The 24,856-nt window shown below is 71.8% G+C and carries 25 protein-coding genes and 1 riboswitch; of the genes, 11 read left to right on the top strand and 14 right to left on the bottom strand.

Features of this window, described 5'->3' with window-relative positions; genetic code table 11:
- Nucleotides 1–45 precede the first annotated feature (45 nt).
- Together galT and galK are read left to right on the top strand one after the other, a co-directional pair.
- Nucleotides 46–1,143, top strand: a complete 1,098-nt coding sequence (gene galT, locus ITJ50_RS05085) for a galactose-1-phosphate uridylyltransferase (protein ID WP_071250247.1) — start codon at nucleotides 46–48, stop codon at nucleotides 1,141–1,143.
- A complete protein-coding gene (gene galK / locus ITJ50_RS05080) occupies nucleotides 1,140–2,279 on the top strand; it encodes a galactokinase (protein WP_194590030.1) in 1,140 nt (379 codons plus the stop codon). The genes galT and galK overlap by 4 nt, the downstream gene beginning before the upstream one ends.
- Nucleotides 2,280–2,444: 165 nt before the next feature.
- Here galK and ITJ50_RS05075 read toward each other — a convergent pair whose 3' ends face one another.
- The 3 genes from ITJ50_RS05075 to glyA form a co-directional block, all read right to left on the bottom strand.
- Nucleotides 2,445–2,894, bottom strand: a complete 450-nt coding sequence (locus ITJ50_RS05075) for a hypothetical protein (RefSeq protein ID WP_194590029.1) — start codon at nucleotides 2,892–2,894, stop codon at nucleotides 2,445–2,447.
- Nucleotides 2,895–3,014: 120 nt separating this feature from the next.
- Nucleotides 3,015–3,938: a tetrahydrofolate dehydrogenase/cyclohydrolase catalytic domain-containing protein gene (locus tag ITJ50_RS05070; protein WP_194590028.1), complete on the bottom strand. Its 924-nt coding sequence runs from the start codon at nucleotides 3,936–3,938 to the stop codon at nucleotides 3,015–3,017.
- The gene (glyA, locus tag ITJ50_RS05065; protein ID WP_194590108.1) at nucleotides 3,935–5,212 is read right to left on the bottom strand and encodes a serine hydroxymethyltransferase; all 1,278 of its coding nucleotides are present in this window, start codon (nucleotides 5,210–5,212) and stop codon (nucleotides 3,935–3,937) included. Before glyA ends, ITJ50_RS05070 begins: the two co-directional genes overlap by 4 nt.
- A gap of 96 nt (nucleotides 5,213–5,308) precedes the next feature.
- A riboswitch (ZMP/ZTP riboswitch) is annotated at nucleotides 5,309–5,393 on the bottom strand.
- Between the two features lie 38 nt (nucleotides 5,394–5,431).
- Between glyA and clpS the strand changes: the two genes are divergently transcribed.
- Together clpS and ITJ50_RS05055 are read left to right on the top strand one after the other, a co-directional pair.
- On the top strand, nucleotides 5,432–5,737 hold the full coding sequence (clpS, locus tag ITJ50_RS05060; RefSeq protein ID WP_042539252.1) for an ATP-dependent Clp protease adapter ClpS: 306 nt from the start codon (nucleotides 5,432–5,434) through the stop codon (nucleotides 5,735–5,737).
- Nucleotides 5,734–6,207: a DUF2017 family protein gene (locus ITJ50_RS05055; RefSeq protein ID WP_194590027.1), complete on the top strand. Its 474-nt coding sequence runs from the start codon at nucleotides 5,734–5,736 to the stop codon at nucleotides 6,205–6,207. The genes clpS and ITJ50_RS05055 overlap by 4 nt, the downstream gene beginning before the upstream one ends.
- A 43-nt stretch (nucleotides 6,208–6,250) precedes the next feature.
- Here ITJ50_RS05055 and ITJ50_RS05050 read toward each other — a convergent pair whose 3' ends face one another.
- A complete protein-coding gene (locus tag ITJ50_RS05050) occupies nucleotides 6,251–7,123 on the bottom strand; it encodes an NAD(P)H-binding protein (protein WP_052481810.1) in 873 nt (290 codons plus the stop codon).
- 75 nt (nucleotides 7,124–7,198) lie between these two features.
- Between ITJ50_RS05050 and ITJ50_RS05045 the strand changes: the two genes are divergently transcribed.
- The 5 genes from ITJ50_RS05045 to nagA all read left to right on the top strand — a co-directional run bounded on the left by ITJ50_RS05045 (nucleotide 7,199) and on the right by nagA (nucleotide 10,535).
- Nucleotides 7,199–7,654 carry a MarR family winged helix-turn-helix transcriptional regulator gene (locus ITJ50_RS05045; protein ID WP_111032312.1) on the top strand — a complete coding sequence of 152 codons (456 nt, stop codon included), beginning with the start codon at nucleotides 7,199–7,201 and terminating at the stop codon, nucleotides 7,652–7,654.
- Nucleotides 7,655–7,791: 137 nt separating this feature from the next.
- The gene (locus ITJ50_RS05040) at nucleotides 7,792–8,004 is read left to right on the top strand and encodes a hypothetical protein (RefSeq protein ID WP_194590026.1); all 213 of its coding nucleotides are present in this window, start codon (nucleotides 7,792–7,794) and stop codon (nucleotides 8,002–8,004) included.
- Between the two features lie 91 nt (nucleotides 8,005–8,095).
- A complete protein-coding gene (gene purU, locus ITJ50_RS05035; RefSeq protein ID WP_031260247.1) occupies nucleotides 8,096–8,956 on the top strand; it encodes a formyltetrahydrofolate deformylase in 861 nt (286 codons plus the stop codon).
- A gap of 8 nt (nucleotides 8,957–8,964) precedes the next feature.
- Nucleotides 8,965–9,372, top strand: coding sequence for a YrdB family protein (locus ITJ50_RS05030; RefSeq protein ID WP_052481808.1), 408 nt, complete (start codon nucleotides 8,965–8,967; stop codon nucleotides 9,370–9,372).
- Nucleotides 9,369–10,535 (top strand): N-acetylglucosamine-6-phosphate deacetylase, encoded by a 1,167-nt coding sequence (gene nagA, locus ITJ50_RS05025; RefSeq protein ID WP_042539248.1) that lies wholly within the window; start codon nucleotides 9,369–9,371, stop codon nucleotides 10,533–10,535. Before ITJ50_RS05030 ends, nagA begins: the two co-directional genes overlap by 4 nt.
- A gap of 34 nt (nucleotides 10,536–10,569) precedes the next feature.
- On the opposite strand, the gene ITJ50_RS05020 is transcribed toward nagA, so the two are convergent.
- The 3 genes from ITJ50_RS05020 to ITJ50_RS05010 all read right to left on the bottom strand — a co-directional run bounded on the left by ITJ50_RS05020 (nucleotide 10,570) and on the right by ITJ50_RS05010 (nucleotide 15,778).
- The gene (locus ITJ50_RS05020; protein WP_259494409.1) at nucleotides 10,570–11,133 is read right to left on the bottom strand and encodes a hypothetical protein; all 564 of its coding nucleotides are present in this window, start codon (nucleotides 11,131–11,133) and stop codon (nucleotides 10,570–10,572) included.
- Nucleotides 11,117–12,988 carry an alpha/beta hydrolase gene (locus ITJ50_RS17770; RefSeq protein ID WP_194590025.1) on the bottom strand — a complete coding sequence of 624 codons (1,872 nt, stop codon included), beginning with the start codon at nucleotides 12,986–12,988 and terminating at the stop codon, nucleotides 11,117–11,119. The genes ITJ50_RS05020 and ITJ50_RS17770 overlap by 17 nt, the downstream gene beginning before the upstream one ends.
- Before the next feature lie 342 nt (nucleotides 12,989–13,330).
- Nucleotides 13,331–15,778, bottom strand: coding sequence for a GH92 family glycosyl hydrolase (locus ITJ50_RS05010; protein WP_323749886.1), 2,448 nt, complete (start codon nucleotides 15,776–15,778; stop codon nucleotides 13,331–13,333).
- 145 nt (nucleotides 15,779–15,923) lie between these two features.
- Between ITJ50_RS05010 and ITJ50_RS05005 the strand changes: the two genes are divergently transcribed.
- Nucleotides 15,924–17,099 carry a MalY/PatB family protein gene (locus tag ITJ50_RS05005; protein WP_194590024.1) on the top strand — a complete coding sequence of 392 codons (1,176 nt, stop codon included), beginning with the start codon at nucleotides 15,924–15,926 and terminating at the stop codon, nucleotides 17,097–17,099.
- A 184-nt stretch (nucleotides 17,100–17,283) separates the two neighbouring features.
- Here ITJ50_RS05005 and nagB read toward each other — a convergent pair whose 3' ends face one another.
- Nucleotides 17,284–18,069 carry a glucosamine-6-phosphate deaminase gene (gene nagB, locus ITJ50_RS05000; protein WP_140448517.1) on the bottom strand — a complete coding sequence of 262 codons (786 nt, stop codon included), beginning with the start codon at nucleotides 18,067–18,069 and terminating at the stop codon, nucleotides 17,284–17,286.
- 60 nt (nucleotides 18,070–18,129) lie between these two features.
- Between nagB and ITJ50_RS04995 the strand changes: the two genes are divergently transcribed.
- The gene (locus ITJ50_RS04995) at nucleotides 18,130–18,609 is read left to right on the top strand and encodes an NUDIX hydrolase (RefSeq protein ID WP_017888122.1); all 480 of its coding nucleotides are present in this window, start codon (nucleotides 18,130–18,132) and stop codon (nucleotides 18,607–18,609) included.
- A 165-nt stretch (nucleotides 18,610–18,774) separates the two neighbouring features.
- On the opposite strand, the gene ITJ50_RS04990 is transcribed toward ITJ50_RS04995, so the two are convergent.
- The 6 genes from ITJ50_RS04990 to ITJ50_RS04965 all read right to left on the bottom strand — a co-directional run bounded on the left by ITJ50_RS04990 (nucleotide 18,775) and on the right by ITJ50_RS04965 (nucleotide 24,688).
- Nucleotides 18,775–19,845 carry an ABC transporter ATP-binding protein gene (locus ITJ50_RS04990; protein ID WP_017888123.1) on the bottom strand — a complete coding sequence of 357 codons (1,071 nt, stop codon included), beginning with the start codon at nucleotides 19,843–19,845 and terminating at the stop codon, nucleotides 18,775–18,777.
- Nucleotides 19,842–20,756, bottom strand: coding sequence for an ABC transporter permease (locus ITJ50_RS04985; RefSeq protein WP_082509733.1), 915 nt, complete (start codon nucleotides 20,754–20,756; stop codon nucleotides 19,842–19,844). The genes ITJ50_RS04990 and ITJ50_RS04985 overlap by 4 nt, the downstream gene beginning before the upstream one ends.
- Nucleotides 20,753–21,718 (bottom strand): ABC transporter permease, encoded by a 966-nt coding sequence (locus ITJ50_RS04980; RefSeq protein WP_228500946.1) that lies wholly within the window; start codon nucleotides 21,716–21,718, stop codon nucleotides 20,753–20,755. Before ITJ50_RS04980 ends, ITJ50_RS04985 begins: the two co-directional genes overlap by 4 nt.
- A gap of 5 nt (nucleotides 21,719–21,723) precedes the next feature.
- Complete coding sequence (locus ITJ50_RS04975; protein ID WP_017888126.1) at nucleotides 21,724–22,866, bottom strand: ABC transporter substrate-binding protein; 1,143 nt, start codon at nucleotides 22,864–22,866, stop codon at nucleotides 21,724–21,726.
- A 228-nt stretch (nucleotides 22,867–23,094) separates the two neighbouring features.
- A complete protein-coding gene (locus ITJ50_RS04970) occupies nucleotides 23,095–23,958 on the bottom strand; it encodes an NAD(P)H-hydrate dehydratase (protein WP_056071897.1) in 864 nt (287 codons plus the stop codon).
- Nucleotides 23,948–24,688 (bottom strand): histidine phosphatase family protein, encoded by a 741-nt coding sequence (locus ITJ50_RS04965; RefSeq protein WP_017888128.1) that lies wholly within the window; start codon nucleotides 24,686–24,688, stop codon nucleotides 23,948–23,950. The genes ITJ50_RS04970 and ITJ50_RS04965 overlap by 11 nt, the downstream gene beginning before the upstream one ends.
- Between the last annotated feature and the right edge of the window lie 168 nt (nucleotides 24,689–24,856).

Raw genomic sequence — 24,856 nt, 5'->3', positions numbered from 1 at the left:
TCCGATGTCCTTCGCAACGCTTCGGATGGGCGCTAGGCTGTTCCGGTGATCACCAAGCGCGTGACGAAGCTCGCGGACGGCCGCGACCTCTTCTACTTCGACGACGCCGACTCGACGCTGCCCGCGGAACGCAGCATCGACGACCGCGTGCTCGACCCGCGGCCCGAGACGGCGCGGATGCGGCAGGACGTCCTGACGGGTGAGTGGGTGTCGATCGCTGCGTCCCGGCAGAACCGTGTGTTCCTGCCGCCGGCCGACCAGGACCCGCTCGCGCCCCAGAGCCCGGCCAACCCGTCCGAGATCCCGAGCCGCTACGACGTCGCGGTGTTCGAGAACCGCTCACCGTCGTTCGGCCCGCTGCTCGAAGCCGACGACGCCCCCGAGTCGCTCGACTCCCTGAGCGACGTCGGCCTGAACCGCCAGCTCCGTTCGGTCGGCCGGTGCGAGGTCGTGTGCTTCTCCCCCGAGACCTCGGGTTCCTTCGCCTCCATCTCCGAGTCGCGTGCCCGCACCGTCGTCGAAGCCTGGGCCGACCGCACCGCCGCGCTCTCCGCGATGCCGGGCATCCAGCAGGTGTTCCCCTTCGAGAACCGGGGCGAGGCGATCGGCGTCACGCTGCACCACCCGCACGGGCAGATCTACTCGTACCCGTACATCACGCCGCGCACCCAGCGCCTGCTCGCGAGCATCGAGCGGTTCGGGCCGGACCTGTTCGAGCAGCACCTCGCGAACGAGCGGGGTTCCGAGCGGGTCGTCCTCGCCGGCGAGCACTTCACCGCCTTCGTCCCGTTCGCCGCGCGCTGGCCCATCGAGATCCACATGCTGCCGCACCGCCACGTGCCCGACTTCGCCGGCCTGACCGACGCCGAGAAGGACGAGCTGGCGCACATGCACCTCCGGCTCACCCGTGGGCTCGACGCGCTCTACGGCGACCCGACACCGTACATCGCCGCGTGGCACCAGGCGCCGGTGCACACCGCCCGCGACACCGTGCGGCTGATGCTGCAGATCACCTCGCCGCGACGCGCGGCGGACAAGTTGAAGTTCCTGGCCGGCAGCGAAGCCGCCATGGGCGCCTGGATCGGGGACCTCGTGCCCGAGAAGGCGGCCGAATTCATCCGACAAGGAGTCGAGCGCGCATGACGTTCCAGCAGGTCTACAGGTACGAGCCGACGGTGCGGTACTCCGCACCGGGTCGCGTCAACCTGATCGGTGAGCACACCGACTACAACGACGGCTACGTGTTGCCCTTCGCGATCGACCGCCGCACCACCGCGTCCATCGCCCAGCGCGACGATCGGATGATCCGCGTCGCATCGGCCTTCGACGCCGCGAGCGAGCCTGTCGCACTGTCCCTCGACGACCTGTCGCCCGGGGCCATGGACGGCTGGTCGGCCTACGTCTTCGGGATCGCCTGGGCCCTGCGCGAGCAGGCGGGTGCCGATCTGAGCGACAAGACCGGGTTCGACGTCTTCATCGACTCCGAGGTCCCGGTCGGTGCCGGCCTGTCGTCCAGTGCCGCGATCGAGTGCGGTGTCGCCCTGGCGTTCAACGACCTGTGGGCACTCGGCCTCGACCGGAAGTCCCTGGCGCGCGTCGGGCAGTACTCGGAGAACCACGCTGTGGGCGCCCCCACCGGGATCATGGACCAGTCGGCCTCGCTGCTCGGCGAGCAGGACGCCGTCGTGTTCCTCGACTGCCGCACGCTCGACACCGCCGTCGTCGACCTGGCGCTCGAAGCGAACGGGCTCGAGGTCCTGGTGATCGACACCCGTGTCGAGCACGCCCACGCGACCGGTGGCTACGCGGCTCGTCGGGCCTCGTGCGAGAAGGGTGCCGAAGTGCTCGGCGTCGAGGCACTGCGTGACGTCAGCATCGAGGACCTGCCCCGTGCGCAGGAGCTCCTGGACGACGAGACCTTCCGTCGTGTGCGGCACATCGTGACCGAGGACCAGCGTGTCCTGGACACCGTCCGCACCCTGCGCGAACAGGGCCCTTGGGCGATCGGTCCACTGCTGGTCGCGTCGCACGAGTCGATGCGCGACGACTTCGAGATCTCCGTTCCGGAGCTCGACCTGGCCGTCGCCACGGCCGTCGAGCACGGCGCCGTCGGTGCCCGCATGACCGGCGGGGGGTTCGGCGGTGCGGCGATCGCGCTCGTCGACCAGGCGTCGCGTGACGCGATCGCCGCAGCAGTCACCGCCGCGTTCGCCGACGCCGGGTACCGCGAGCCGAACGTGTTCACGGTGCGCGCCGCGCAGGGCGCTCGGCGCGACTGACCGCTGCGGCGCAGGCCGTCACCCGCGCGCTCGGCCGCTCGGCGCTCGACGTTTCGCGCTCAGCGACAGGTCACGCGGCGATCAGCCCGTGAGCTGTCGTTCAGCACGAAAGCACGTCGAGGCCGGACGAGCCGTGGCCGCCGCGCGTTCGACGGCTCGGCCGACTCAGCCGAGGTAGTCCGCGTACCGGACGTGCTCCACGACGTTCCCGAGCACGAACGGGTGTGGCCGACCGTGCTCCACGGCCCACTCCACCCACGTGGACTGCGCCGGCATGAGCAGCCACACCAGCGCGGTGGTCCCGAGCACGGCAGCCAGGGTCAGGCCCATCACGGTGTGCTCGTCGAACCGGGCTGCCCCACGGCGGGCGATCGCGACGACGAACCCGACGACCGCGAACCCCACCGTCGCGAGCGTCCACCCGAACCAGGGACCCGACGTGAACGTGTACTCCTGGCCGGCGTGTACGAAGGTCGTCGCCCAGCTCGACCCCGGAGCCTGGAACAGCACGCAGATCGCCACGATGACGATCAGCCACCGGGCGTCCTTCGTCAGTTGCGACGGCTCGGTCCGGGGTCGCATCACCGGCGCCGACTGCAGTCGTTCGTCCCCCATGCCGCGACCGTAGCACCGGCGGGGTGCACCTCGTGAGCAGCAATGGTCGGGTGCGATGACGCCACCCGACCATTGCTGCTCACGATCGCGACCGCGCCGAGCCCCGCGCGACCGCGCGTGCTACGACAGCTGGCGCTCGGCGGCCTCGACCACGTTCTTCATCAGCATCGCGCGGGTCATCGGCCCGACACCACCGGGAGTCGGCGACAGGAAGCCCGCGACCGATGCGACCGCGGGGTCGACGTCGCCGTGCAGCTTCGCCTTGCCGGTCTCCTCGTTGACCACGCGGGTGATGCCCACGTCGATCACGGCGGCACCGGGCTGCACCCAGTCCGGCTTGACGAGCCCGGCGACCCCGGCAGCGGCGACGATGATGTCGGCGCGACGGCACTCCGCGGCGACGTCGGCGGTCAGCGAGTGCGTCAGGGTCGCGGTGGCCTCGAGTCGCGTGAGCAGCAGGCCGAGCGGCCGTCCGACGGTCAGCCCCTGGCCGATGATCGTCACGTGCGCACCACGGATCGGGATCTCGTACGCGTCGAGCATCGCGACGATGCCCCGCGGGGTGCACGGCAGCGGTGCGTCGATCGTGCCGGCACCACCCGGCACGGCGAGCACCAGCTCGCCGAGGTTCGTCGGGTGCAGGCCGTCGGCGTCCTTCGCCGGGTCCATCAGCTCGAGCATCGGCGTCGGGTCGATGCCCTGCGGCAGCGGGAGCTGCACGATGAAGGCGGTGACGCGGGGGTCGTCGTTCATCTGCAGGATCGCGGCCCGGATGTCCGCGGCGCTCGCGGACGACGGCAGGTCGATGCGGTGCGAGTCGAGGCCGATCGACCCCGAGTCGCGGTGCTTGCCCGCGACGTAGGACATCGAGCCGGGGTTCGCGCCGACCATGATCGTGCCGAGGCCCGGACGGATGCCGTGCTCGTGCAGGCGGTCGATCCGGCCCCGCAGTTCGTCGAGCGTCCGGGCGGCGAGGGCCGTGCCGTCGATGCGGACGGCACTGCCCTCTCCGGCCCAGAGCGTCCGAGGGATCGTGCCGCTCACGCGTACAGCGGGAACGCGTCGGTCAGGGCCTTCACCCGTGCCGAGAGCGCTGCGACGTCCGGGGTCGGCATGAGGGTCAGCGCGATGATGTCGGCCACCTCGGTGAACTCGGCGTCGCCGAAGCCGCGGGTCGCCAGCGCCGAGGTGCCGATGCGGACACCCGAGGTGACCATCGGCGGGCGCGGGTCGAACGGCACGGAGTTGCGGTTCACGGTGATGCCGACCTCGTGCAGCAGGTCTTCGGCCTGCTTGCCGTCGACCTCGGACGTGCGCAGGTCGACGAGCACCAGGTGCACGTCGGTGCCACCGGTGAGCACGTCGATGCCCGCGGCCTTGGCGTCGTCCGCGGTCAGGCGGGCGGCGAGGGCCTGGGCGCCGCGGATCGTGCGCTCCTGACGGTCCTTGAACTCGGGGGTGCCGGCGAGCAGGAACGCGGTGGCCTTGGCGGCGATCACGTGCATGAGCGGGCCGCCCTGCTGGCCCGGGAAGACCGCGGAGTTCAGCTTCTTGAACAGGGTCTCGTCGTTCGACAGGATGATGCCCGAGCGGGGGCCCCCCAGGGTCTTGTGGACCGTCGACGAGACGACGTGGGCGTGTGGGACCGGGGACGGGTGCAGCCCGGCGGCGACGAGGCCGGCGAAGTGCGCCATGTCGACCCAGAGCTTCGCGCCGACCTCGTCCGCGATCTCGCGGAACTTCGCGAAGTCGAGCTGGCGCGGGTAGGCGGACCAGCCGGCGATCAGGACCTTCGGCTGGTGCTCGATGGCCTTGGCGCGGATGTCGTCGTAGTCGACCTCGAACGTCTCCGGGTCGACGCCGTACGCCACGGCGTTGTAGATGCGGCCCGAGAAGTTCAGCTTCATGCCGTGGGTCAGGTGACCACCGTGGGCGAGCTCGAGGCCGAGGATGGTGTCGCCCGCCGAGGCGATGGCGTGCAGGACAGCGGCGTTGGCCGTCGCGCCGGAGTGCGGCTGGACGTTGGCGTACTCGGCACCGAACAGCGCCTTGGCACGGTCGATGGCGAGCTGCTCGGCGACGTCGACGTACTCGCAGCCGCCGTAGTAGCGCTTGCCCGGGTAGCCCTCGGCGTACTTGTTGGTGAGCACGGAGCCCTGCGACTCGAGCACGGCACGCGGCACGAAGTTCTCGGACGCGATCATCTCGAGGGTGTCGCGCTGGCGGCCGAGCTCCTGCTGCAGGACGGCGGCGATCTCGGGGTCGACCTCGGTGAGCGGGGCGTTGAACGCGGCGCGGGCGGCGGCCTGCTCGGCCACCTCGGCAGAGTCGGAGACGAACGGGGGCAGATCGGCAATGGACACGGGACTCCTACGGTGTGCGGACGACCAGCTGGTCGCACTCGGACGGTCGGTCGGTGCAGCCCAGGCGTACGGCCGCGCACCGTGTCTTTGTCGCTCCCTGATGGTGACCCATCCAACGCCAGTCGCGACGTGACGATCGTACCGAGCGACCCCGCCCTGTGTCACCCTGGATGCATGACGCTGCTCTCGCCCGACGTGGACGAACGGACCACCACGGACGAACGGACCAGTGCACGGGCGGACACCCCGTGGGTCACCGTGGTCTGGGACGACCCGGTCAACCTGATGTCCTACGTCACCTACGTCTTCCAGCAGCACTTCGGGTTCTCGCGCGCGCAGGCCGAGCGGCTCATGCACCAGGTGAACGACGACGGCCGCGCGATCGTGGCAACGGGCCCGCGCGAGTCGATGGAGGCCCACGTCCAGTCGATGCACGGCTACGGCCTGCAGGCGACCGTCGACAAGGCCCCCGAAGCGTGATCCCGTTCGTCCGCCGCGCCGACGGCGTCCACCTCGGCCTGTCCTCCGGCGAGCGCGAGCTGCTCGCCTCGCTCACCGAGCAGCTGCGGCAGGTGCTCGGCGGCGACCTGTCCACCGACCCGATCAGCGAGCGGATGTTCCCCGACGCCTACCCCGGTGACGACGAGGCGAGCGCGGAGTTCCGGAAGTACACGCAGTCCGACCTGCTCACGCAGAAGACGACGAACGCCTCGATCGTGCACGAGTGGCTGACGGGCACCCGCGACGGTTCGCTCGACGCCGAGGACGAGCAGGCGTGGCTCCGCACCCTCACCGACCTGCGGCTGACGATCGCCGACCGGCTGGGCATCGAGGACGCCGACGACGAGGAGCGCTCGGTCGAGGCCGACGCGGGCGTCGGCCTGCGCGACGTCTACGACTGGCTCGGCTTCGTACAGGAACACCTGGTCGTCACGCTCACGTCGCGCTGACGGCCCACGGCCTGGAGGCCCGGATCACCTCCGGCGCGACGGGTCACCCCAGCAGGTCGTCGCGGTGGGCTCGCGCCCAGTCGGCCAGGCTCCGCGGTGCGGTGCCGGTGATGCGCAGGACGTCGGCGCTCATCACGTCGACGCCGTCGAGGCCGCGGCGGACGACCCGGCCGAACTGCTGCCGGAGCCCCTCGGCCTGCCAGGCGGGCACCCCGCTCAGGCGCAGCACAGCGGCGTAGACCCGGCTCGGCAGGTGCAGGGGGCGCACGGGTCGGCCGAGCCCTTCGGCGAGCGCGGCGGCGACACCCCGCGCATCGAGCAGGTCCGGGCCGGTGAGCACCGGTTCGGTGCCGTCGTGGCTGTCCTCGGTCAGCACCCGCGCCGCCGTCCGGGCGATGTCCTCGGTGTCGATCCAGCCGATCACCCCGCGGCCCGTGGTGTGCGGGAACCACCCCCGTCGGATCGCCGGTGCCGAGGGCTGCACGTTCGTCATGAACGACGAGGGGTGCAGGATCGTCCACGCCAACCCGCTCTCGCGTACCAGCCGGTCGGTGTGCCAGGCGGCGCTCGCCCACGACATCGGGGAGTGCTCGGCGGCGTCTCCGCCCGACAGCTGCACGATCCGTCCGACCCCGGCCCGCTGTGCCGCTCGGACCCCGCTGGCGCCCTGCTCCCGCTGCCGCTGGCTGACCGGCGTCACGAGGAAGAAGCGGTCGGCCCCGTCGAGCGCCGCGGTGAGCGCGTCCTCGTCGTCCAGGTCGGCCAGGCGACCGTCGATGCCGCGTGCCCGGAGCGCGTCGACCTGCTCGGGGCGTCGGACCACTGCGCGGACCGTCACCCCTGCCGCCCGCAGCAGCTCCGCGGTCTTGCCCCCGACGTCCCCGGTCACGCCGGTGACCGCCACGATCTCGCCCATGTCTGCTCCTCGTCCCACTGACCCGTTCTGGTATCAGTTTCCTGATACCAGAACGTACGCCGGTACGATCGCCCCGTGCCCCAGGAACTCCCAGCCCCGCGCGACGACGTCGACGGCATCGTGGCGTGGACGGTCATCCGGGCCGCACGGACGCTCTCCCGCCGACTCGCGGCCGAGCTGGCGCCGCTCGGGTTGACGCCCGTCGAGTTCGGCGCGCTCATCCAGCTCGCAGCGGCCGGCGAGCTCAGCCAGGCCGACCTGGCGCGCGCGGTCGGCGTCCGACCGCAGAGCATGACGACGCTCGTCGGGGGGCTCTCGACGCGGGGACTCGTGGAGCGGGGCGCCGCACCGGGCCGGGGACGGGCCTCCCGGATGCGACTGACCGACCAGGGCGAGGCGCTGCTGGCACGCGCCCACCCGATCGTCCGGGCGAGCAACGCGTGGTTCGGCGACGGTGCGGAACCGATCTCGGCGACCCTGCTCCCGTTGCTCGAGCCGGACGCGGGCGACGACGGGTCCGCCGTTCCCTGACCGACATCGGAAGCCTCGCCCGACGCCGAGTGAGCAGAAGACGACGGCTCGCACCCCCGCACCCGACGTCTTCTGCTCACTCGACGACCGCCGGACGTCCTGGAGCCTCGCCGCCCGCGGACCGGTAGCGTCGGGGCATGGCGAAGGGCGGCGGGTTCAGCAGTGACACCACGGCAGGCGCGATCTGGAACGTGGTGATCTGCGGCATCCTCTGCATCGGCATCCCGATCGCGGCGATCGTCAACGCCGACCGGGGTTCCGCGTCCGTCGGCAGCGGCATCGCCGCGACGGTCCTGGCCCTGTGCATGGAGGTCTCCTTCGTCCGCCGCCTGCTCGCGCACCGGCGCTGACGCTTCTTGAGCACGAATGGTCGAGTCGCCGCGGCGCACTCGACCATTCGTGCTCACGAAGCACCTCCCCCGCGGCCGGTACCCTGATCCGGTGACCGACCCGACCCCCACGCACTGGACCCTGACGCTCGTCTGCGACGACCAGCCCGGGATCGTGCACGCCGTCTCCGGAGCGATCGTCGCCGCCCAGGGCAACATCACCGAGTCGCAGCAGTTCTCCAGCGCCGACACCAACACGTTCTTCATGCGCCTGCAGGTGATGGCGCCGGTCGACCGCGCCGCCTTCGAGGCAGCACTCGCGCCCGTCGCCACCCGCTACGACGCCCGCGTCCAGCTCGACGTCGTCGGTCGTCCGCTGCGCACCCTCGTGCTCGTGTCGAAGGCCGGTCACTGCCTCAACGACCTGCTCTACCGGCAGCGCGGCGGACAGCTGCCGATCGAGGTGCCCCTCGTGCTGTCGAACCACGCGGACCTGTCCGAGCTCGCCGCGTTCTACTCCGTGCCGTTCGAGCACCGCCCGGTCACCGACGCCGAGTCGAAGGAGCAGATGGAGCGGCGCGTGCTGCAGGCGGTGGAGGAGCACGACATCGAGCTCGTCGTCCTCGCCCGCTACATGCAGATCCTGTCGCCCGGACTCTGCGCCGCGCTCGAGGGCCGTGCCGTGAACATCCACCACTCGTTCCTGCCCGGCTTCAAGGGCGCGAACCCGTACCGGCAGGCGCACGCCCGCGGGGTGAAGCTCATCGGCGCGACCGCGCACTTCGTCACGAGCGACCTCGACGAGGGCCCGATCATCGAGCAGAACGTCGTCCGCGTCGACCACACCAAAGAACCGGCCGAGCTGGTGTCCATCGGGCAGGACGAGGAGTCCCGCACGCTCACCCAGGCGGTGCGCTGGATCGCCGAGGACCGCGTCCTGCTCGACGGCGCCCGCACCATCATCTTCAAGTAGGCAGCACCATGACCAACGCCCCGCAGTCCCCCGTCGACTGGGAATCGGTCCCCGACCCGGCAGCCGTCCGGCAGCCGCGACCGCGGTTCGAGGCCTGGAAGGTCCTGCGCATCGCCGTGATGGTGTTCGGGCTGTTGTCCCTGGCCTTCTGGGGCTACTGGTCGTGGCAGCTCCCACTCCCCGGCTACCTGTTCATGGTCGGCGCCCCGCTGTTCGCCGCGGTCGTCTGGTACTTCTTCCGCTCACCGCGCTCTCCGATCGAGACCGACATCGTCGGCAAGACCATCGTCGAGGTCGCCCTGGTCGTCGCCGCAGGCGCGACCTGGATCTCCATCGGCCATCCGGTCGTCGGGATCGTCTTCATCGTGATCGCCGCCCTGAGCGGCGTGATCGCGTTCCGCAAGGAGACCGCATGACCGCCACGGGCCTCCAGACCGGCCGGGAGGCCCAGCGCACGCTGGTCCGCGCGGCCCGCGTCGTCGACGCGGCCGGCACCACGGCCGACGGCTGGGTCCTGGTCGTCGGTGACACGATCCACGCGACCGGCTCCGGCCCCGAGGCCCCCGCGGCCGACCAGGTCGTCGACCTGGGCGACCGGGTCCTGACGCCCGGGTTCGTGGACCTGCACGGGCACGGTGGGGCGACCGAGGCGTACGAGGACGACTCGTTCGACGGCTCGCTCGCGATGCACCGCGCGCACGGCACGACCCGTTCCGTCCTGTCGCTCGTCGCGAACCCGGTCCCCGCGCTGGTGGCGTCGCTGACCCACGTCCGTGCCGTGATGGCGACCGACCCACTCGTGCTCGGCGTGCACCTGGAGGGGCCGTTCCTGTCCCCGCACAACAAGGGCGCCCACAACGAGTCGTTCCTGATCGACCCGACGCCCGCTGCGGTCGACGCGTTGCTCGAAGCGGGCGAGGGCGTCATCCGCCAGGTCACCATCGCGCCCGAGCTGCCGGGCGCGCTCGACGCCGTCCGTCGGTTCGTCGAAGCCGGTGTCACGGTCGCCGTCGGCCACACGGTCGGCACGTACGACCAGGCCCGGGCCGCCTTCGACGCCGGCGCGACGATCCTGACCCACGCGTGCAACGCGATGCCCGGCCTGCACCACCGCGCGCCGGGACCGATCGGCGCTGCCGTGGCGGACGACCGCGTGACGCTCGAACTCATCCTGGACGGCGTGCACGTGCACCCGGTCGTGGCGGACACGCTCTTCCGGGCGACGCCGGGTCGTGTCGCGCTGATCACCGATGCGATGGGTGCTGCCGGCGCCGCGGACGGCTCGTACCGACTCGGGTCGCTCGACGTCACGGTGACCGACGGCGTCGCACACGTCGCGGGGACCGAGACCATCGCGGGATCGACACTGACGCAGGACGTCGCGCTCCGCAACGCGGTCTCGCTCGCCGGGCGGACCCTGCCCGAGGCCGTGGCGGCGCTGACGAGCGTGCCGGCCGGCGCGCTGGGGCTCGGCGACCGCCTGGGCCGGCTGGCGCCGGGGTTCGCCGCGGACCTCGTGGCGCTGTCGTCGGCGCTCGAGGTCGAGCGCGTCTGGGGCGGCGGGCGCGAGCTGCGCTGAAGCGAACACGGCGTAGACGGCTCGCTCGGAGACGTCACGGCAGGTCGGTCGGGCGGGGGTTGAGGGGCTCACCGAACCTCGGGGCCCGGCCCGGGACGCAGTGCCCGTCGATGGACACGTCCGCGTACGAATCGAACGCCTGGAAGAAGATGGCGAACCCGTCTACTGCTGTCCCACCGAGGTACCCCTTCGGGTAGCTGATGACCGTCCGCTCCGGCGTGAGTTCCGTGTCGTGCTGAACACGCGCACCTTCGTACCCGATCGCTGCGAGGGCCCGGGTGACCCGCTCGGCGACCTGATCGGCTGTACCAGGAAGCGGGAGCCGCCGAGTGCTCGCGTAGGTGTACTGCGCAGCGTCCTCGCCATCACTTCCGCAGAGGTTCCACCCGGGGTCCTCGTCACCCCAACCGTCCTGCCCGACGACCGAGCGCACGGCGGCGAAGATGTCCAGGACGTCCTGGTGCGACTGTTCGACGTTCATCGACGTGTCCTTCTGGATCGGGGAGTCCGGGGCGGGGCCGGTGCACCCGGTCAGGAGTGCGGTGACCACCAGGGCTCCGGCGAGTGCGGCGCCCCGCGGTTCAGAGCGTGGGGTCACCGGTGCCCCCGGTCTGCCAGCCGTACATGAGCCAGTCGTCCTTGGTCTGCTGCCGCATCCGGTCGAAGGGGCCGCCCCGCTCGGGGATCTCGTCCCCGTGTCCCATCGCCGCTCGTGCAGCGTTGTGCTGGGCGGTGGTCCCGTTGTCGAAGTAGGAGTACCGGCCGTCGTCGTCATCGCCGTCGTACGGCCCGTGGCGGGTGACGCCGTGCAGGGTGTCCGACCCACGACCCTCGGTCTCGGAGCTGAACTCGTGCGCGTCCCACGTGGACTCGGTCGGGTCACGGCGACCGGACAGGTTCTGCCCGGTGACGGCCCAGCCGTCCTTCGCGCCCTGGGTGGCGAAGACCTGCCCCTCGGGCACGTGCAGCGCGGACGCGTTCGGTACGGCGTCCGTCACGCCGGCCGAGCCGAGCAGCACCACGTGGTCGGCGTGCGTCTTCGTCAGGGCGATCGTCGCCACGGTCGTGCCGTAGGAGTGCCCCATGACGGTCAGGTCGGCGTCCCGCCCGGCAGCCGCTCGCGCCGCGTGGAACCCGTCGAGGTCGGCGACGAGTCGCTCGGCGCCCGCTCGCGCTCGGTCGTCCGCCAGGACGGTCTGGAAGGACGGGTCGTCGGCCATCGGCGGATGGTAGCCGATCCAGGACACGACGGCGATGTCACTGCGGCGGATCCCAGCCACACGGGCCTCCTCACGACGCATCCCGCGGGCGATCGCGCTGTAGTCCTGCACCGTGCCGTCCTGGTACGTCGCGGTGTTCATGCCCGGCACGATGACGCTGACGTGCGTGGCACGGTCGAGGTCACCCGCGACGATCTGCGCGAGCGGTGGACGGTCGTCGACGAGTGCCACCAGTGAGACCGGCGTCGTCGCGAGGGTGTCCTGGATGTTCCGGTAGGCGTCACGCTGCCGTTCCCAGACGAGCAGCTGCTCGCGCGCCGCGGCCGCGTCGGCGGGGTTCCGGGCGGCGTCGTGCAGCTCGCGCCAGTGGCGCACCTGCCGCCGTGCGTGTGCGAGCCGGTCGGCCAAGACCGTCGTGTTCGCCCGTGCCCGCGCCCAGGAGGCGACACCGTTCAGGTTGCCGATGACCGCCGGCATCGCCGCGACGAACGCCCGCTGGGCCGCGGACGGCGCACCGTCGACGCCCGACATCGCCTGCCACCACCCGGCGACCTGCGCCGCGTCGATGCCGGCGAGCCGCTTCACGACCCGCGAGTCGCCACCGAGCGCAGCGATGCTCTCCGGATCGAGGGTGGCGAGCCACGTGAGGAACTGCCCGTCGCTCATCGCGGACACGACCGCGGCGGAGACCAGCTTGCCGAGCACCGAGCGGTCCTCGAGCGCAGCGGCCGCCGCTCGGTCAGCTGCGGCCCGGCGGGCGACGAGCTCGTCCCACTGCGCCGACAGCCGAGCGTCCAGCCCGGCCAGCCACTCGCCGCTGTGCTGCAGCTGCTGCAGGAGTGCCCGATCCGACTCGACCGCGTCCGGTCCGGATGCCACCGCGGTCGCGTCGCGGATCGCTCGGTCGTTGGCCGCGATGTCATCCGCGGTGTTCCGCCGCGTCGTCTGCAGGCTCGCGGCGTCGTCCTGGATCTCCCGCACCTGGCGCGCGTAGGTGGCGAGTGCAGCCGACGCCGCGTCCAGCCTCGCCGCGACGCGATGCGCACTCGCCGGCATCGCCGCTGCCGCCACGAGGAACTGTTGTTGTGCCCGCCCAGCCCAGCCCGAGGCGGCGTGCTCGGCAGCGACGAGCACGTGCCGGGCGCCGTCACGGACCGCGTCCGAGCGGTCTTCGTGCCTTCGGGCGATCCGCTGGATGCCGTCCGGATCGCCCGCGACGGGGTCCGCGCTCACCGGACCCGCCGGGCGAGGTCGGCGTCCGCCCGCAGGACTGCTTCGGCGGCGGTGGTCACGTACGCACGGAGTGTGTCCGCGTCGTCGCCGAGCGAACGGATCATCGCATCGTGGGCCGAGGACGATGCGATGAACGCGGATGCGACCGCCCCTGAGCCGAACGCACCGCCGTCCGAACCGGACAACGGTCGCTCGGGATGCAGGTCAGTGACCGCTCGCCCCGCCGCTCGCGCGACCGCTTGCATGGTCGGCAGATCGACCGTCAGATCCCCCATGGTTCCCCCTCGTGTTCCCCGAGGAGGTCAACATATCACCGCTGAAGTACGGTGTGTCAAGGGGTGTTCAGTGATCGATCGGGCGCCCCCGCTCGCCGCTTGCCCAGCCCGTGTCCGCCGAGTTGCCCACCCGCAGCGACAGCGTCCCGCCGCGCGTCACGAACGACGCCGGCACCCACGACCGCTCGTGCGTCCACCCGTTCAACCGCGCCCCCTGCACGTACGGCTCGGTCCCCGAGGACCGGATGACGAGCCGCTCTCCGCTGGAGCGTCGGATGTCGACCGTGCTGAACGTCGGGCTGCCGATGAGCATCTCCGCTCGCCCGGGCGTCTGCGGGAACAGCCCGATCGAGGCGAAGACGTACCAGGCGCTCATCGTGCCGAGGTCGTCGTTGCCCGGCAGCCCGCCGGGGCCGGTCGAGTAGGCGTCGTCCACGACCCGGCGCACGGTCTCCTGCGTCTTCCAGGGCGTGCCGAGTGCGTTGTACATCCAGGGTGTGTGGATGTCGGGTTCGTTCGTCGGGTCGAACTTCGTGGCGTCCCCGCCCGTGACGGCCCAGTTGCCCGAGGCGTCGTGGAAGAAGTCGTCGAGCCGTGCGACGGCGGCGTCGTCACCACCGAGCGCGCTCGACAGTCCCTGCACGTCCTGCGGCACGAGCCAGGTGTACTGCGCGCTGGTGCCCTGTGCGAACCCGGTGCCGGTCGAGGGCGACCAGCCCGGCGTCCACGATCCGTCGGCCTGCCGAGCGGCTTGGTGGCCGACCGCCGCGTTGAAGGTGTTCTTCCAGTACCCACCACGAGCGGCGAACATCCGGGCATCGGAGTGCAGTCCGAGTGCGCCTGCCCAGTACCCGAGCGCGCTGTCGGAGATCGAGTCCTCGAGGGTCTCGGCCGCACCGCCCCAGCAGGCGCAGTCGTCGTTCGCGGCGTACTGCCGATCCAGGTACTCGTCGAGCGCGGGCCGCTGCGACAGGCACTGTCCGGGGCACCCGACGTCGCTCTCGGCGTCCGCGTTCTCGACCGTCGCCTGGCGCTTGAGGGAGGCGTACGCGGCCCGGACGTCGAAGTTCCGGACGCCCATGGCGTACCAGGTGGCGAGCGTCGCGGCCGAGGGGTCGCCGGTCATCACGTGCGTCGGCGCTCCGAGGTGCAGCCACCGGTCCCACACCCCGCCGTTCTGCTCGGCGAACCGCAGCATCGACTGCGCCATGTCCCCGGCGACGTCCGGCCGCAGCAGGGCGAGCAGCTGGATCTGCGCCCGGTACTGGTCCCACCCGGAGTACGTGCCGTAGACGGCCCGGTGTCCGCGGTCCATCCGGTGCACCCGCAGGTCCGGCCCGAGGTAGCGCCCGTCGCGGTCGTTCAGCGTGTTCGGCTGCATGAGTGCGTGGTAGACGGACGTGTAGAGCTGGGTGGTGCGGTCCGCCGTGCCGCCACCGACGCGCAGGCGCGACAGTTCACGGTTCCAGGAGGCCCGTGTGCCGGCCGCGACGCTGGCGACGGTCGAGCGGCCGGTCACCTCGCCGTCACGGTTCGCGACCGCCCCGGCCGCGCTCACGTACGAGATGCCGATCTTCGCCTGCACCGTCGCTCCGCGACGCGCATCGAACCCGACCCACGCGCCGGAGCCGCGTCCGGCGCGGTCGGCGCCGGTCAGGTAGCCCTCCCCACCGGAGGAGGACGTGCCTCCAGGCTGGACCGTGCCGTCCTTCCAGGTGCCGGTGCTCGCGAACGCCGTGTCGAAGGTCGCGGTGAAGTAGAGGCGGTAGTAGCTGCGACGGTCCGGGTTGGTGGCGCCGCCGCCGTTCGCGCGGCGGCTGCAGAAGCCGCCGGTCAGGACGCTGCCGCTGACGGTGCGGGTGCGGGGGTCGACGCGGGTGACCGCGGCCTCGCTGCCGTTGATCGAGTTCGAGGTGCGGAACAGCAGGTTGGCGTCCTTGCCCGCCGGGAACGTGAACGCACCGACGCCGGCACGCGTGGTCACGGCGAGGTCGGTGCGGACGCCGTTGTCGAGCGTCACGCCGTAGCGGCCGGGGCTCGCCGACTCCTGGTCGTGCGAGTACCCGGCGGCGTAGACGGCGTCCTTCGAGTCGGCCGACGGCGAGGTCGTGACCGGGGTGGTGACCGGCATGATCGGCACGTCGCCGGCTGCACCCGGAGCGCACCCGGCACCGTTCAGGTGCGTCAGGCTGAAGCCACGCAGGCGGTTCACGTCGTACGAGTACCCGTTCGCGACCGAGGTCGACGTCTGGTCACCCGCGGTGCCCGTGGGACTCCACTGCATCATCCCGAACGGTGCCGTGGCACCCGGCCAGGTGTTGCCGTTGTTGCTCGTGCCGATGAAGGGGTCGACGTACCGCGCAGGATCGCTGACGGTCCGCCCGGCCTGTGCCGAGGGCGAGCCCACAGCGGGCGCGGCGACGATCCCCGTTCCCACCAGGGCGGCGATCGCGGCCACCGCGGCGAGCGGGAACGGACGGACGAGCGGGCGACGGTGCACGCGAGATCGGTTCACATCGGCGACGCTAGCCCCCTCGGACGGGGGACGCCGCCCGAGTCACCGATCGCTCTCCCGCTGTTCACGTCGGGTCCGGCCTCGGACGCGGCGCCGCCCAGGCCCGACCCTCGCGCCCCGCGGGGGTCGCTGTCAGGATGGGCGCATGAGCGTCATGGTGTCCGTCTTCGATGCGTACCGGTCCCGCACGAGCGAGAAGTACACGGCCTACCCGCCGGACGTGCTCCCCATGTTCGTCGCCGAGATGGACAGCATGCTCGCCGAACCGATCCGCGACGCCCTGGTCACGGCGGTGACGAACGGCGACACCGGGTACGTCGGGCACGGACGGGCCCTGCCCGAGGCGTTCGCCGACTTCGCCGAGAGCCGGTGGGCGTGGCGGGTCGACCCCGACCTGGTCCGCACCACCACGGACGTGTCGGTCGCTGCGGTCGAGGTGCTGCGCCGGGTCATCGAGCCGGGTGACCAGGTGGTCATCATGCCGCCCGTGTACCCGCCGTTCTGGGAGTACGCGTCCGAGGCCGGCGGCACCGTCACCGAGGTCCCGCTGCTCGCCCCCGCGGGCCCGGCCGACCCCTTCGACACCACGGCCGGCTGGCGGATGGACCTCGACGGCCTCGCGCAGGCGTTCGCCGACGGAGCCCGCACGGTGCTGCTCTGCAACCCGCACAACCCCCTCGGCCTGGTGCACGACCGCGAGTCGCTCGTCGCACTCGCGAAGCTGGCCGCCGAGTGGGACGCCGTCGTGGTGTCCGACGAGATCCACGCGCCGCTCGTGCACGCCGACGCGGTGTTCACGCCGTTCCTGGAGTCCTGCCCCGAGGCCGCGTCGCTCGGCGTCGCCCTGACGAGCGCGAGCAAGGCCTGGAACCTCGCCGGCACGAAGTGCGCGATGATGATCGGCGCCTCGGAGCGGGCCCGCGCGTGGTTCGACGGCCTGCCGACCGAGGTCGTCGAGCGCACCGGCATCCTCGGCTACACGGCGAGCGTCGCGGCCTTCAGCGAGGGCGGACCGTGGCTGGCGTCACTGCTCACCGAGCTCGCGGCGAACCGGCGCACCCTGGCCGAGCGGATCGGCGACGTGCTGCCCGGCGCCGAGTACCGGCAGCCGCAGGCGTCGTACCTGGCGTGGCTCGACCTGCGGGCGCTGCCGTGGGGCGACGATCCCGCAGCGGAGCTCGTCGACCGGGCGAAGGTGGCGCTCGGCTCCGGCCCGGCGTTCGGACGGCAGGGCCGGGGCTTCGCGCGACTGAACTTCGGCTGCTCGGCGGAGACCCTCGACGAGGGACTCAGCCGCCTGGCCGCAGCCGCCCGCGCCTGAACCCGAGCTGCGTCGACCGGCGTGTGGCTGCCGCGAGACGCCGGCGTGTGGCTGCCGCGAGACGCCGGCGTGTGCGTTCGACGCCCTGCAATCGTCGAGACGCCGCGGGATTCGGCGGCGTCTCGACGCTTCGGCGGCGCCGGGGCAAGACGCCGGCGTGTGAGTGGAGAGAAGGGCGCAGCGCCTACTCGAACCGCTGCCAGGCCGGCTTGTTCGCGTACGTGTAGCGGTAGTAGTCGGCGAGCTGCAGCCCGGCTGCGGCTTCCTCGTCGACGACGACGGTCGCGTGCTCGTGCAGCTGCAGGGCCGATCCGGGCACGAAGGAGCTGAGCGGCCCCTCGACCGCGGCGGCGACGGCCGCTGCCTTCGACGGCCCCTGGGCGACGAGGACGAGCTCGCGGGCCTCGAGGATGGTGCCGAGCCCCTGCGTCATGCAGTGCGTCGGGACCTGTTCGGGCGAGTCGAAGAAGCGCGCGTTGGCGTCACGGGTCGACGGCGCGAGGGTCTTGATGCGGGTGCGCGAGGCGAACGACGACGTCGGCTCGTTGAACCCGATGTGGCCGTTGGCCCCGATGCCGAGGATCTGCACGTCGATCCCACCGGCGGCACGGATCGCGGCGTCGTACTCCTTGGCCGCGAACTCCAGGTCGGCGGCACGGCCGTCCGGCACACGCACACGCGACGCGTCGAAGCCGAGCGGGGCCACGACGTCGCGGGCGATCACGGCCGCGTAGGACTCAGGGTGCTCGAGCGGGATGCCGACGTACTCGTCGAGGGCGAACCCACGCGCCTCGGCGAACGAGATCTCACCAGCCTGCACCCGGCGCCGCAGGTCGGCGTAGATGCCCTGCGGGCTGGATCCGGTGGCGAGACCGATGACGGCGGACGGCTTCTTGGCGACGACGGACGCGATCTTGGCCGCGGCGACGCGACCGACCTCGTCCGGCGTGGGCAGGATGATGATCTCCACACCACCAGCCTACTGGTCATGACCAGTCTACGACAGGGGTCGGGTGGGTAGCGTGGAGGCATGCCGACCCCCGACTTCGTCCTGTCCCTGCGCGAGAAGATCGGCACGGCGCCGCTCTGGCTGTCGGGCGTGAGCGCCATCGTGACCCGCGGCTCCGGCGCCGATCGCGAACTGCTCGTGGTTCGGCGGGCCGACACCGGCGCGTACACCCCGGTCACCGGGATCGTCGACCCGGGCGAGGAGCCCGCCGTCGCCGCCGAACGCGAGGTCCTGGAAGAAGCGGACGTCGTCGCCGTCGCCGAACGCCTGGCCTGGGTGCAGGTGCTGCCCGAGATGACCTACCCGAACGGCGACCGCTCGCAGTACCTCGACCTGGTCTTCGCCTGCCGGTACGTCTCCGGCACGCCGAACCCCGCCGACGGCGAGAACACCGAGGCGTTCTGGGCCCGGCTCGACGCACTGCCCGACATGTCCGAGAACATGCGCGCACGCGTCGAGGCCGGGCTTGCCGACGAGCGCGAGGCGCGCTTCCAGCGCTGACCTCACCGGCCTGGAGGCGCGGTGCCAGGCCGCCACGGGCCTCCCGTCCGCCCGTCGGTCGCGCCCACCCCGCCGAAGCGACAGTGTGCCGCGAACGTTCCGCAGCGAGCTGTCGCTTCCGCAAAGGGGACCTGGCAGGCCCGGCGGGAACTGTCGCCCTCGCGACTACGCGAGCGGCGCGACGGCGACGGGTGCGCCGAGCAGGCGCACGGCGACGGGGTCGCCGGTGGCCCGGCGGTCACCGACCTCGTGCTGGACGGTCACGACGGTGTCGTCGTCCAGGCGGACGGTGGTGCGGCGGATCGACCCGAGGAAGCTCGAGCTGACGACGGTGCCGGTGACGCCCTCGGCGGCGAAGGCGATGTCCTCCGGTCGGACGTAGGCGAGCACCGGTCCGTCCGCGATCGACGAGTCGAGCGCCGGCACGCGGAACCCGTAGACGAACACGTCCGCGCCGCGCAGGTCGCCCTGCAGCCGGTTCGACTGGCCGACGAAGTCCGCGGTGAAGGCCGACGACGGGGTCCGGTAGAGCTCCTCGGGCGTGCCGATCTGCTCGATGTCACCCGCCTGCATCACGGCGATCCGGTCGGAGACGGCGAGCGCTTCCTCTTGGTCGTGCGTGACGAACACGGTGGTGATGCCGAGGTCGCTCTGGATGCGGCGGATCTCGTCGCGCAGTGAGACCCGGACCTTCGCGTCGAGCGCCGACAGCGGCTCGTCGAGCAGGAGCACACGGGGCCGGGTGACGAGCGCTCGGGCCAGGGCGACACGCTGCTGCTGCCCACCCGAGAGCTGGTGCGGGTACCGCTCGGCGAACTCGCCGAGGCGGACCATGTCGAGGGCCTCGACGACGCGGGTCTTGCGCTCGGCGGCGGGGACCCGGCGCATCTCGAGGCCGAAGGCGACGTTCTGCCGGACCGTCATGTGCGGGAACAGCGAGTACTGCTGGAACACCATGCCGATGTCGCGCTTGTTGACCGGGGTGTCCGCGACGTCCTGGCCGTCGATGCGGATGGAGCCGGCGTCGATGGCCTCGAGGCCCGCGAGTGCTCGGAGCGCGGTCGTCTTGCCGCAGCCGGACGGACCGAGGAGCGAGACGAACTCCCCCGGCTCGACCCGGAGCGACAGTCCGGCGAGGGCCCGGTGCGGGCCGTAGTGCTTCTCGACGGCGTGCAGTTCGACGACGGCACCGGTGGTGGCGAGGGACGCCGGGGCTACCGGGGCGGTGACGGTCATGCGGACTCCTCGAGTCGGGGACGACGGGTGGTGCGGGTGCGGCGGACGCGGGTGGTGCGGCGGGTCCCGATCCGGCCGATGAGGACGAGCAGCACGAAGCCGAACAGGAGCGCGGCGACCGAGAAGATGGCGGCGACGTACGGGTCGGTCCCCTGCACGAGGACGAGCCCGGTCTGGAACGTGGAGCGGGAGAGGAACGAGGCGAGGGTGTACTCGCCGAGGACCACGGTGATCGTCAGGAAGCACGCGGCGGTGATGCCCCGGCGCAGGTTCGGCAGGAGCACGCGCCAGGTGACGGTCCACCACGAGGCGCCGAGCGACCTGGCCGCCTCGGACAAGACGATCAGGTCCGTCGCCGTGATGGCGGCCGCGATCGGGCGGAACGCGAACGGGAGCGTGATGATGCCGATCGCGAACGCCAGCGTCCACGAGCCGGACCCGAAGACCTGCGAGACGACCTGGTACACGGGGATGAACCCGACGACGAGCACCACGACCGGCACGGTGATCGGCACGATGCAGACGAACTCCAGGACGCTCCGGAGCCTGGGGTAGCGGAGCGCGGTGATGATCTGGGCGGGCAGCAGCACGAACAGCACGATCCCGACGGTGATCACGGCGATGAGCAACGACGCCCCGAGCCCGTCGAACACCGGCTGGTAGGTGAAGGCGTTGGCCGGGTCACCGATCGCCGCCCAGTGCGCGAGGGTGAGCCCACCGTCCGTGCCCTGCCGGAAGGTGAACTGCAGCAGCGCGACCAGCGGGACGGCGAACAGGAGCCCGATCACGGTGAGCACGATGGCTGCCGCACCACGGGACGGGGCGGTGCCGAACCGGCGGACGCGGGACGAGCCTCCAGACCGGACGGGACGTACCGGCCGCACCGGCCGCACCGGAGCCGCGGCGCTCATCGCTGCCACCTGGCGGCCCGGCGCTGCAGCAGCGAGTAGGCGCCCATCACGACCGCCATCACGACGACCATGCCGAAGGCGAGCACCCCGGCGACGTTCTGCAGGCCGACGATCGTCTCGCTGGTGAGCTGCGTGCGGATGGTGAGCGGCACGATGCCGCCCTGGGAGATGAGGGCCGCGGCGGTGGCGTACGACGAGAAGCCGTTCGCGAAGAGCAGCAGGAGCGACCCCCAGAACGCCGGCGCCAGCACGGGCAACGCGATGCGGCGCCAGTACGTCAGGCGCGAGGCGCCGAGCGTCGCCGCGGCCTCACCCCACTGCGCTTTGACGCCCTCGAGTGCGGGCATGAACGTGAGGACCATGAGCGGCACCTGGAAGTAGACGTAGGGGATCACGAGCCCGGGCACCGTGTACAGGAAGGCCCCGTCGGCGTTGAGGTCGACGTGGAAGACCGTGACCAGCCAGGTCGTGACGAGTCCCTGCACGCCGATCGTGGCGATGAACGCGAACGCGAGCATGACGCCGCCGAACTGGGCGAGGACGCTGGCCGCCGAGTCGATCATCGACCGGACCAGTCCGTCCGGCCGCAGCGCCGAGAGCGCCCAGCAGACGACCGCGCCGATGACCGCGCCGATGACCGCGGATGCGGCGGACAGGCCGAAGGACCCGGCGAACGCCTGCAGCACCGAGGGGTCGGCGAAGGCTGCGAGGTTCGCGAGCGTGAACGCGCCGGAGCCGTCGAAGAACCCGCTGCCGATCGCGATCACGGCGGGGACGGCGAGGAAGAGCAGGACGTAGGCGGCGAAGGGGGTCAGCCCCAGCCAGGCGAGGCCGACGCGGCGCCGGACACGGGGTCCGGCGCCGCGTCGGACGGCATCGGCGGGCGCCGCCGTGAACGCCGTGCGCGCAGTGCTCGGGGCGCTCGTCGCCGTCGCGGGCGCGTCTGCCGATGCGGTGGTCATGCTGCTCAGGACCCCATCGTCGAGGACCACTTGGCCTTGAGCACCTTCGCGGCGGCGGCGACCTGCGCGTCGGTCAGCTCGACGTAGTCCTTCGGCGCACCACCGGCAGCGTCGAGGGCGTCCTGGTCGACCTTGCCCGACTTCGTCAGCGCGGCGAGGGTGGACGGGAAGGCGCCGGCCTGCAGGTACAGGTTCTGGACCTCGGGGCTGGCGATGTACTCCTCCCACAGGCGGGCGGCCGCGGGGTGCGGGGCGTCCTTGTTGATGGCCTGCGAGTAGTACGAGCCGAGCGCCTGCCCCTTCGGGACGACGGTCTTCCAGTCCTTGTTGCCCGAGCCGCCGGCGGCGGGACCCCAGGCCAGGTTGTTGTACGACCACTGGACGACGACCGGGGTCTCACCCGAGGCGACGGTGGCCTGCGTCGGCAGCACGTTCTGGAAGTTGCCGGCCTGCTTGAGCTTGCCGAAGAAGTCGACGCCCTTGGTGATGTCGTCGGCCGAACCGCCGTTCTCCAGCGCCGCCAGGTACACCGCGGACGCGGCCTGGTTGGCCTGCGTCGGGTCGCCGCCGATCGAGACCTTGCCCTTGTACTCGGAACCGAGCAGGTCCGTCATGTCCTTCGGGGCGTCGGAGATCTTCGACGAGTCGTACCCGATCGACATCAGGCCGGTGTAGTCGCGCGTCCAGGCGCCGTCCTTGTCCTTCAGGTTGGTGGGGATGTCGTCCCAGTTCGCGACCTTGTAGTCGGCGAACAGGTCGAGGTTCTCCTGCAGCACGGCGTTGCCGAGGTCGAGCACGTCGGGGGCGGTGGACTGGCCCTTCTGCGACTTGACCGCTGCCACCTCGTCGGCGCTCGAGCCGTTCGGGTTCGCGGAGTTGATCTTGATGCCGTACTTCTTGGTGAAGCCGTCGATGATCTTGCCGTAGTTGGCCCACGTCGGCGGGAGCGTGATGACGTTGAGCTGGCCCTCGGCCTTGGCGGCCTTGACCAGGGCGTCCATGCCGCCGGCGGACTGGGCGCTGGTGGTGGTCTTCCAGTCGGCGTCGCCCTTGCTCGTGCTGGCGGAGCTCGTCGAGGAGCATCCGGCGAGGGTGACGACTGCGGCGGCGGCCAGGGCGATGCCGGCCAGGGTGCGCTTGTGCTGCACGGGTGGGCCTTTCGGGTGGGAGAGGGTGCTGCGCCAGACCGGGTGTCCGGGTTCTGGTCGATCGTGGACGCAGCCGGTTTCCGGCCCGTGCTCCGGTGGTGAACGACGGCGGAACAGCGGGTGCGGCTGTACGCATTGCTCGTTCTGGGCGCAGGGTCGCGCCCGCACCAGGCCTGGAGGCGCGGATGCGGTTCACGACGACGGTCCCGCGGGTCGTTCCGGGCGCGCTCAGGCTCCGAGTTCGACGAGGACCCGCGGGATCTCGGTCACGAGTTCGCTCGCCAGGTAGCCGAGTGGTCCGACCTGCACCGCGAGCCGGTCACCGGCGGCAGCGTGCACGTACGACGCCCACGCCACGGCCTGTGCCGGATCGGCACCGCGGGCGAGCAGCCCGGTGACCGCGCCGGACAGCACGTCCCCGCTCCCGCTGGTGCCGAGGCCACCCGAGCCGGTGCCCTTGAGCCACGCACGACCGTGCGGTGTCGCGATGGCGTCACCGAGGGCGACGACCGCACCGAACCGGTTCGCGATCGCGACGGCGTCGGCCACGTCGTCGTCGCTGCACTCCCGACCGAGCAGGCGTTCTGCCTCGCCGGAGTTCGGCGTCATCACGAGCCGTCCACGCAGCGGTTCGAGGCGGTCCCGTACGTCGGCGGCGACACCGAGGGCGAAGGCGTCGAGCACGACGGTGGTCCGCGGACCGACGACGTCGGCGAGTCCGGCCACGAGGTCACGGGAACCGTCCGGTTCGTCGAGTCCCGGGCCGACCAACACGGCATCGGCGCTCGAGGCGCTGTCCGCGATGCCCTCGATCGCGCCGACGGCGATGTGCCCGTCCTGGTCCTCGTCGAGGGGCTCGACCCCGGACTCGGGCACGGCGACCGCGACCTCGTTCGCGACGCTCCGGCCGACGGCCAGGGTGAGGCGACCGGCGCCGACGCGGAGCGCGGCGAGCGCCGAGAGCAGCGCGGCTCCCGGGGTGCGAGCCGCACCCCCGATGACGAGCACCTGCCCGCGGCCGTACTTGCCGGCACCGGGTTCGGGCAGCGGCCAGTCACGCAGGAAGTTCGGGGTGACGGGTTCAGTGGACATGTTCGTCGTCCTTCCGGCCGGTGTGCTGGGTGACCTCGTCGTCGTCCAGGTGTCCGACCGAGGAGAACTCCTCGAGGACCCACGGCGACCCGGCGCCGTCGCGTCGGAGTCGGGTGAGGGAGGCGTTGGCGACCGCGTGGGTGTGGGCGAACTCCATGAGTGCCGGCTCGTCGAGGTCGAGGCACACCGCGACGGCGAGCATCACCACGGCGTCGTGCGCGGCGATCACCAGGCGCTCGACACCGTCGACCCGCTCGAGGTCACCCAGGAGCGCCCGGAGCCGGAGCATCACGTCCGCCCACGACTCCCCGCCCGCGGGCCGGTGGTAGTACTTGCCGAGCCACTGCCGGCGGCGTTCCTCGTCCGGGTACCGGTTGCGGACGCCCTGCAGGGTCAACAGGTCGAGGACGCCGAGTTCGCGGTCTCGCAGTCGCTCGTCCACACGCTTGCGGGGTTCGGCGAGCCCGGCTGCCTCGAGCGCGATGGCGATGGTCTGCTGTGCCCGGAGGTACGGCGACACCCAGAGCGCGACGGGGACGTCGTCCATCCCGCGGTCGGCGAGCTCCTGCCCGAGAGCACGTGACTGGGCGGCGCCGAGCGGGCTGAGCGGGACGTCGGCGTCGCGGAACTCGACGTCGATGACGTCGTCCCCCGCTGCCTCGGCCCGAGCCGCTGCGACGTTCGCGACCGATTCGCCGTGACGGACGAGCCAGATCTCCTGCACTGCCATGCCGCCACGCTAGCCAGAGCGTGCTGTGCCGGTTCACCGGTGCGACGAGGTCACCCCACGCGAGGTCGCCGACGTCGAACCCACCTCGCAACGCCGCGTCCGCAATGCCGGACCGGCCACCCGCCCAGCGGGCCGATGTCGCGAACTGTGGACGGGCCTCCAGGCCTG

Origin of the sequence: Curtobacterium sp. VKM Ac-2889 (genome assembly GCF_015350855.1) — a bacterium.
Lineage (GTDB): Bacteria > Actinomycetota > Actinomycetes > Actinomycetales > Microbacteriaceae > Curtobacterium > Curtobacterium poinsettiae.
This window is presented reverse-complemented; position numbering and strand designations above follow the sequence as displayed.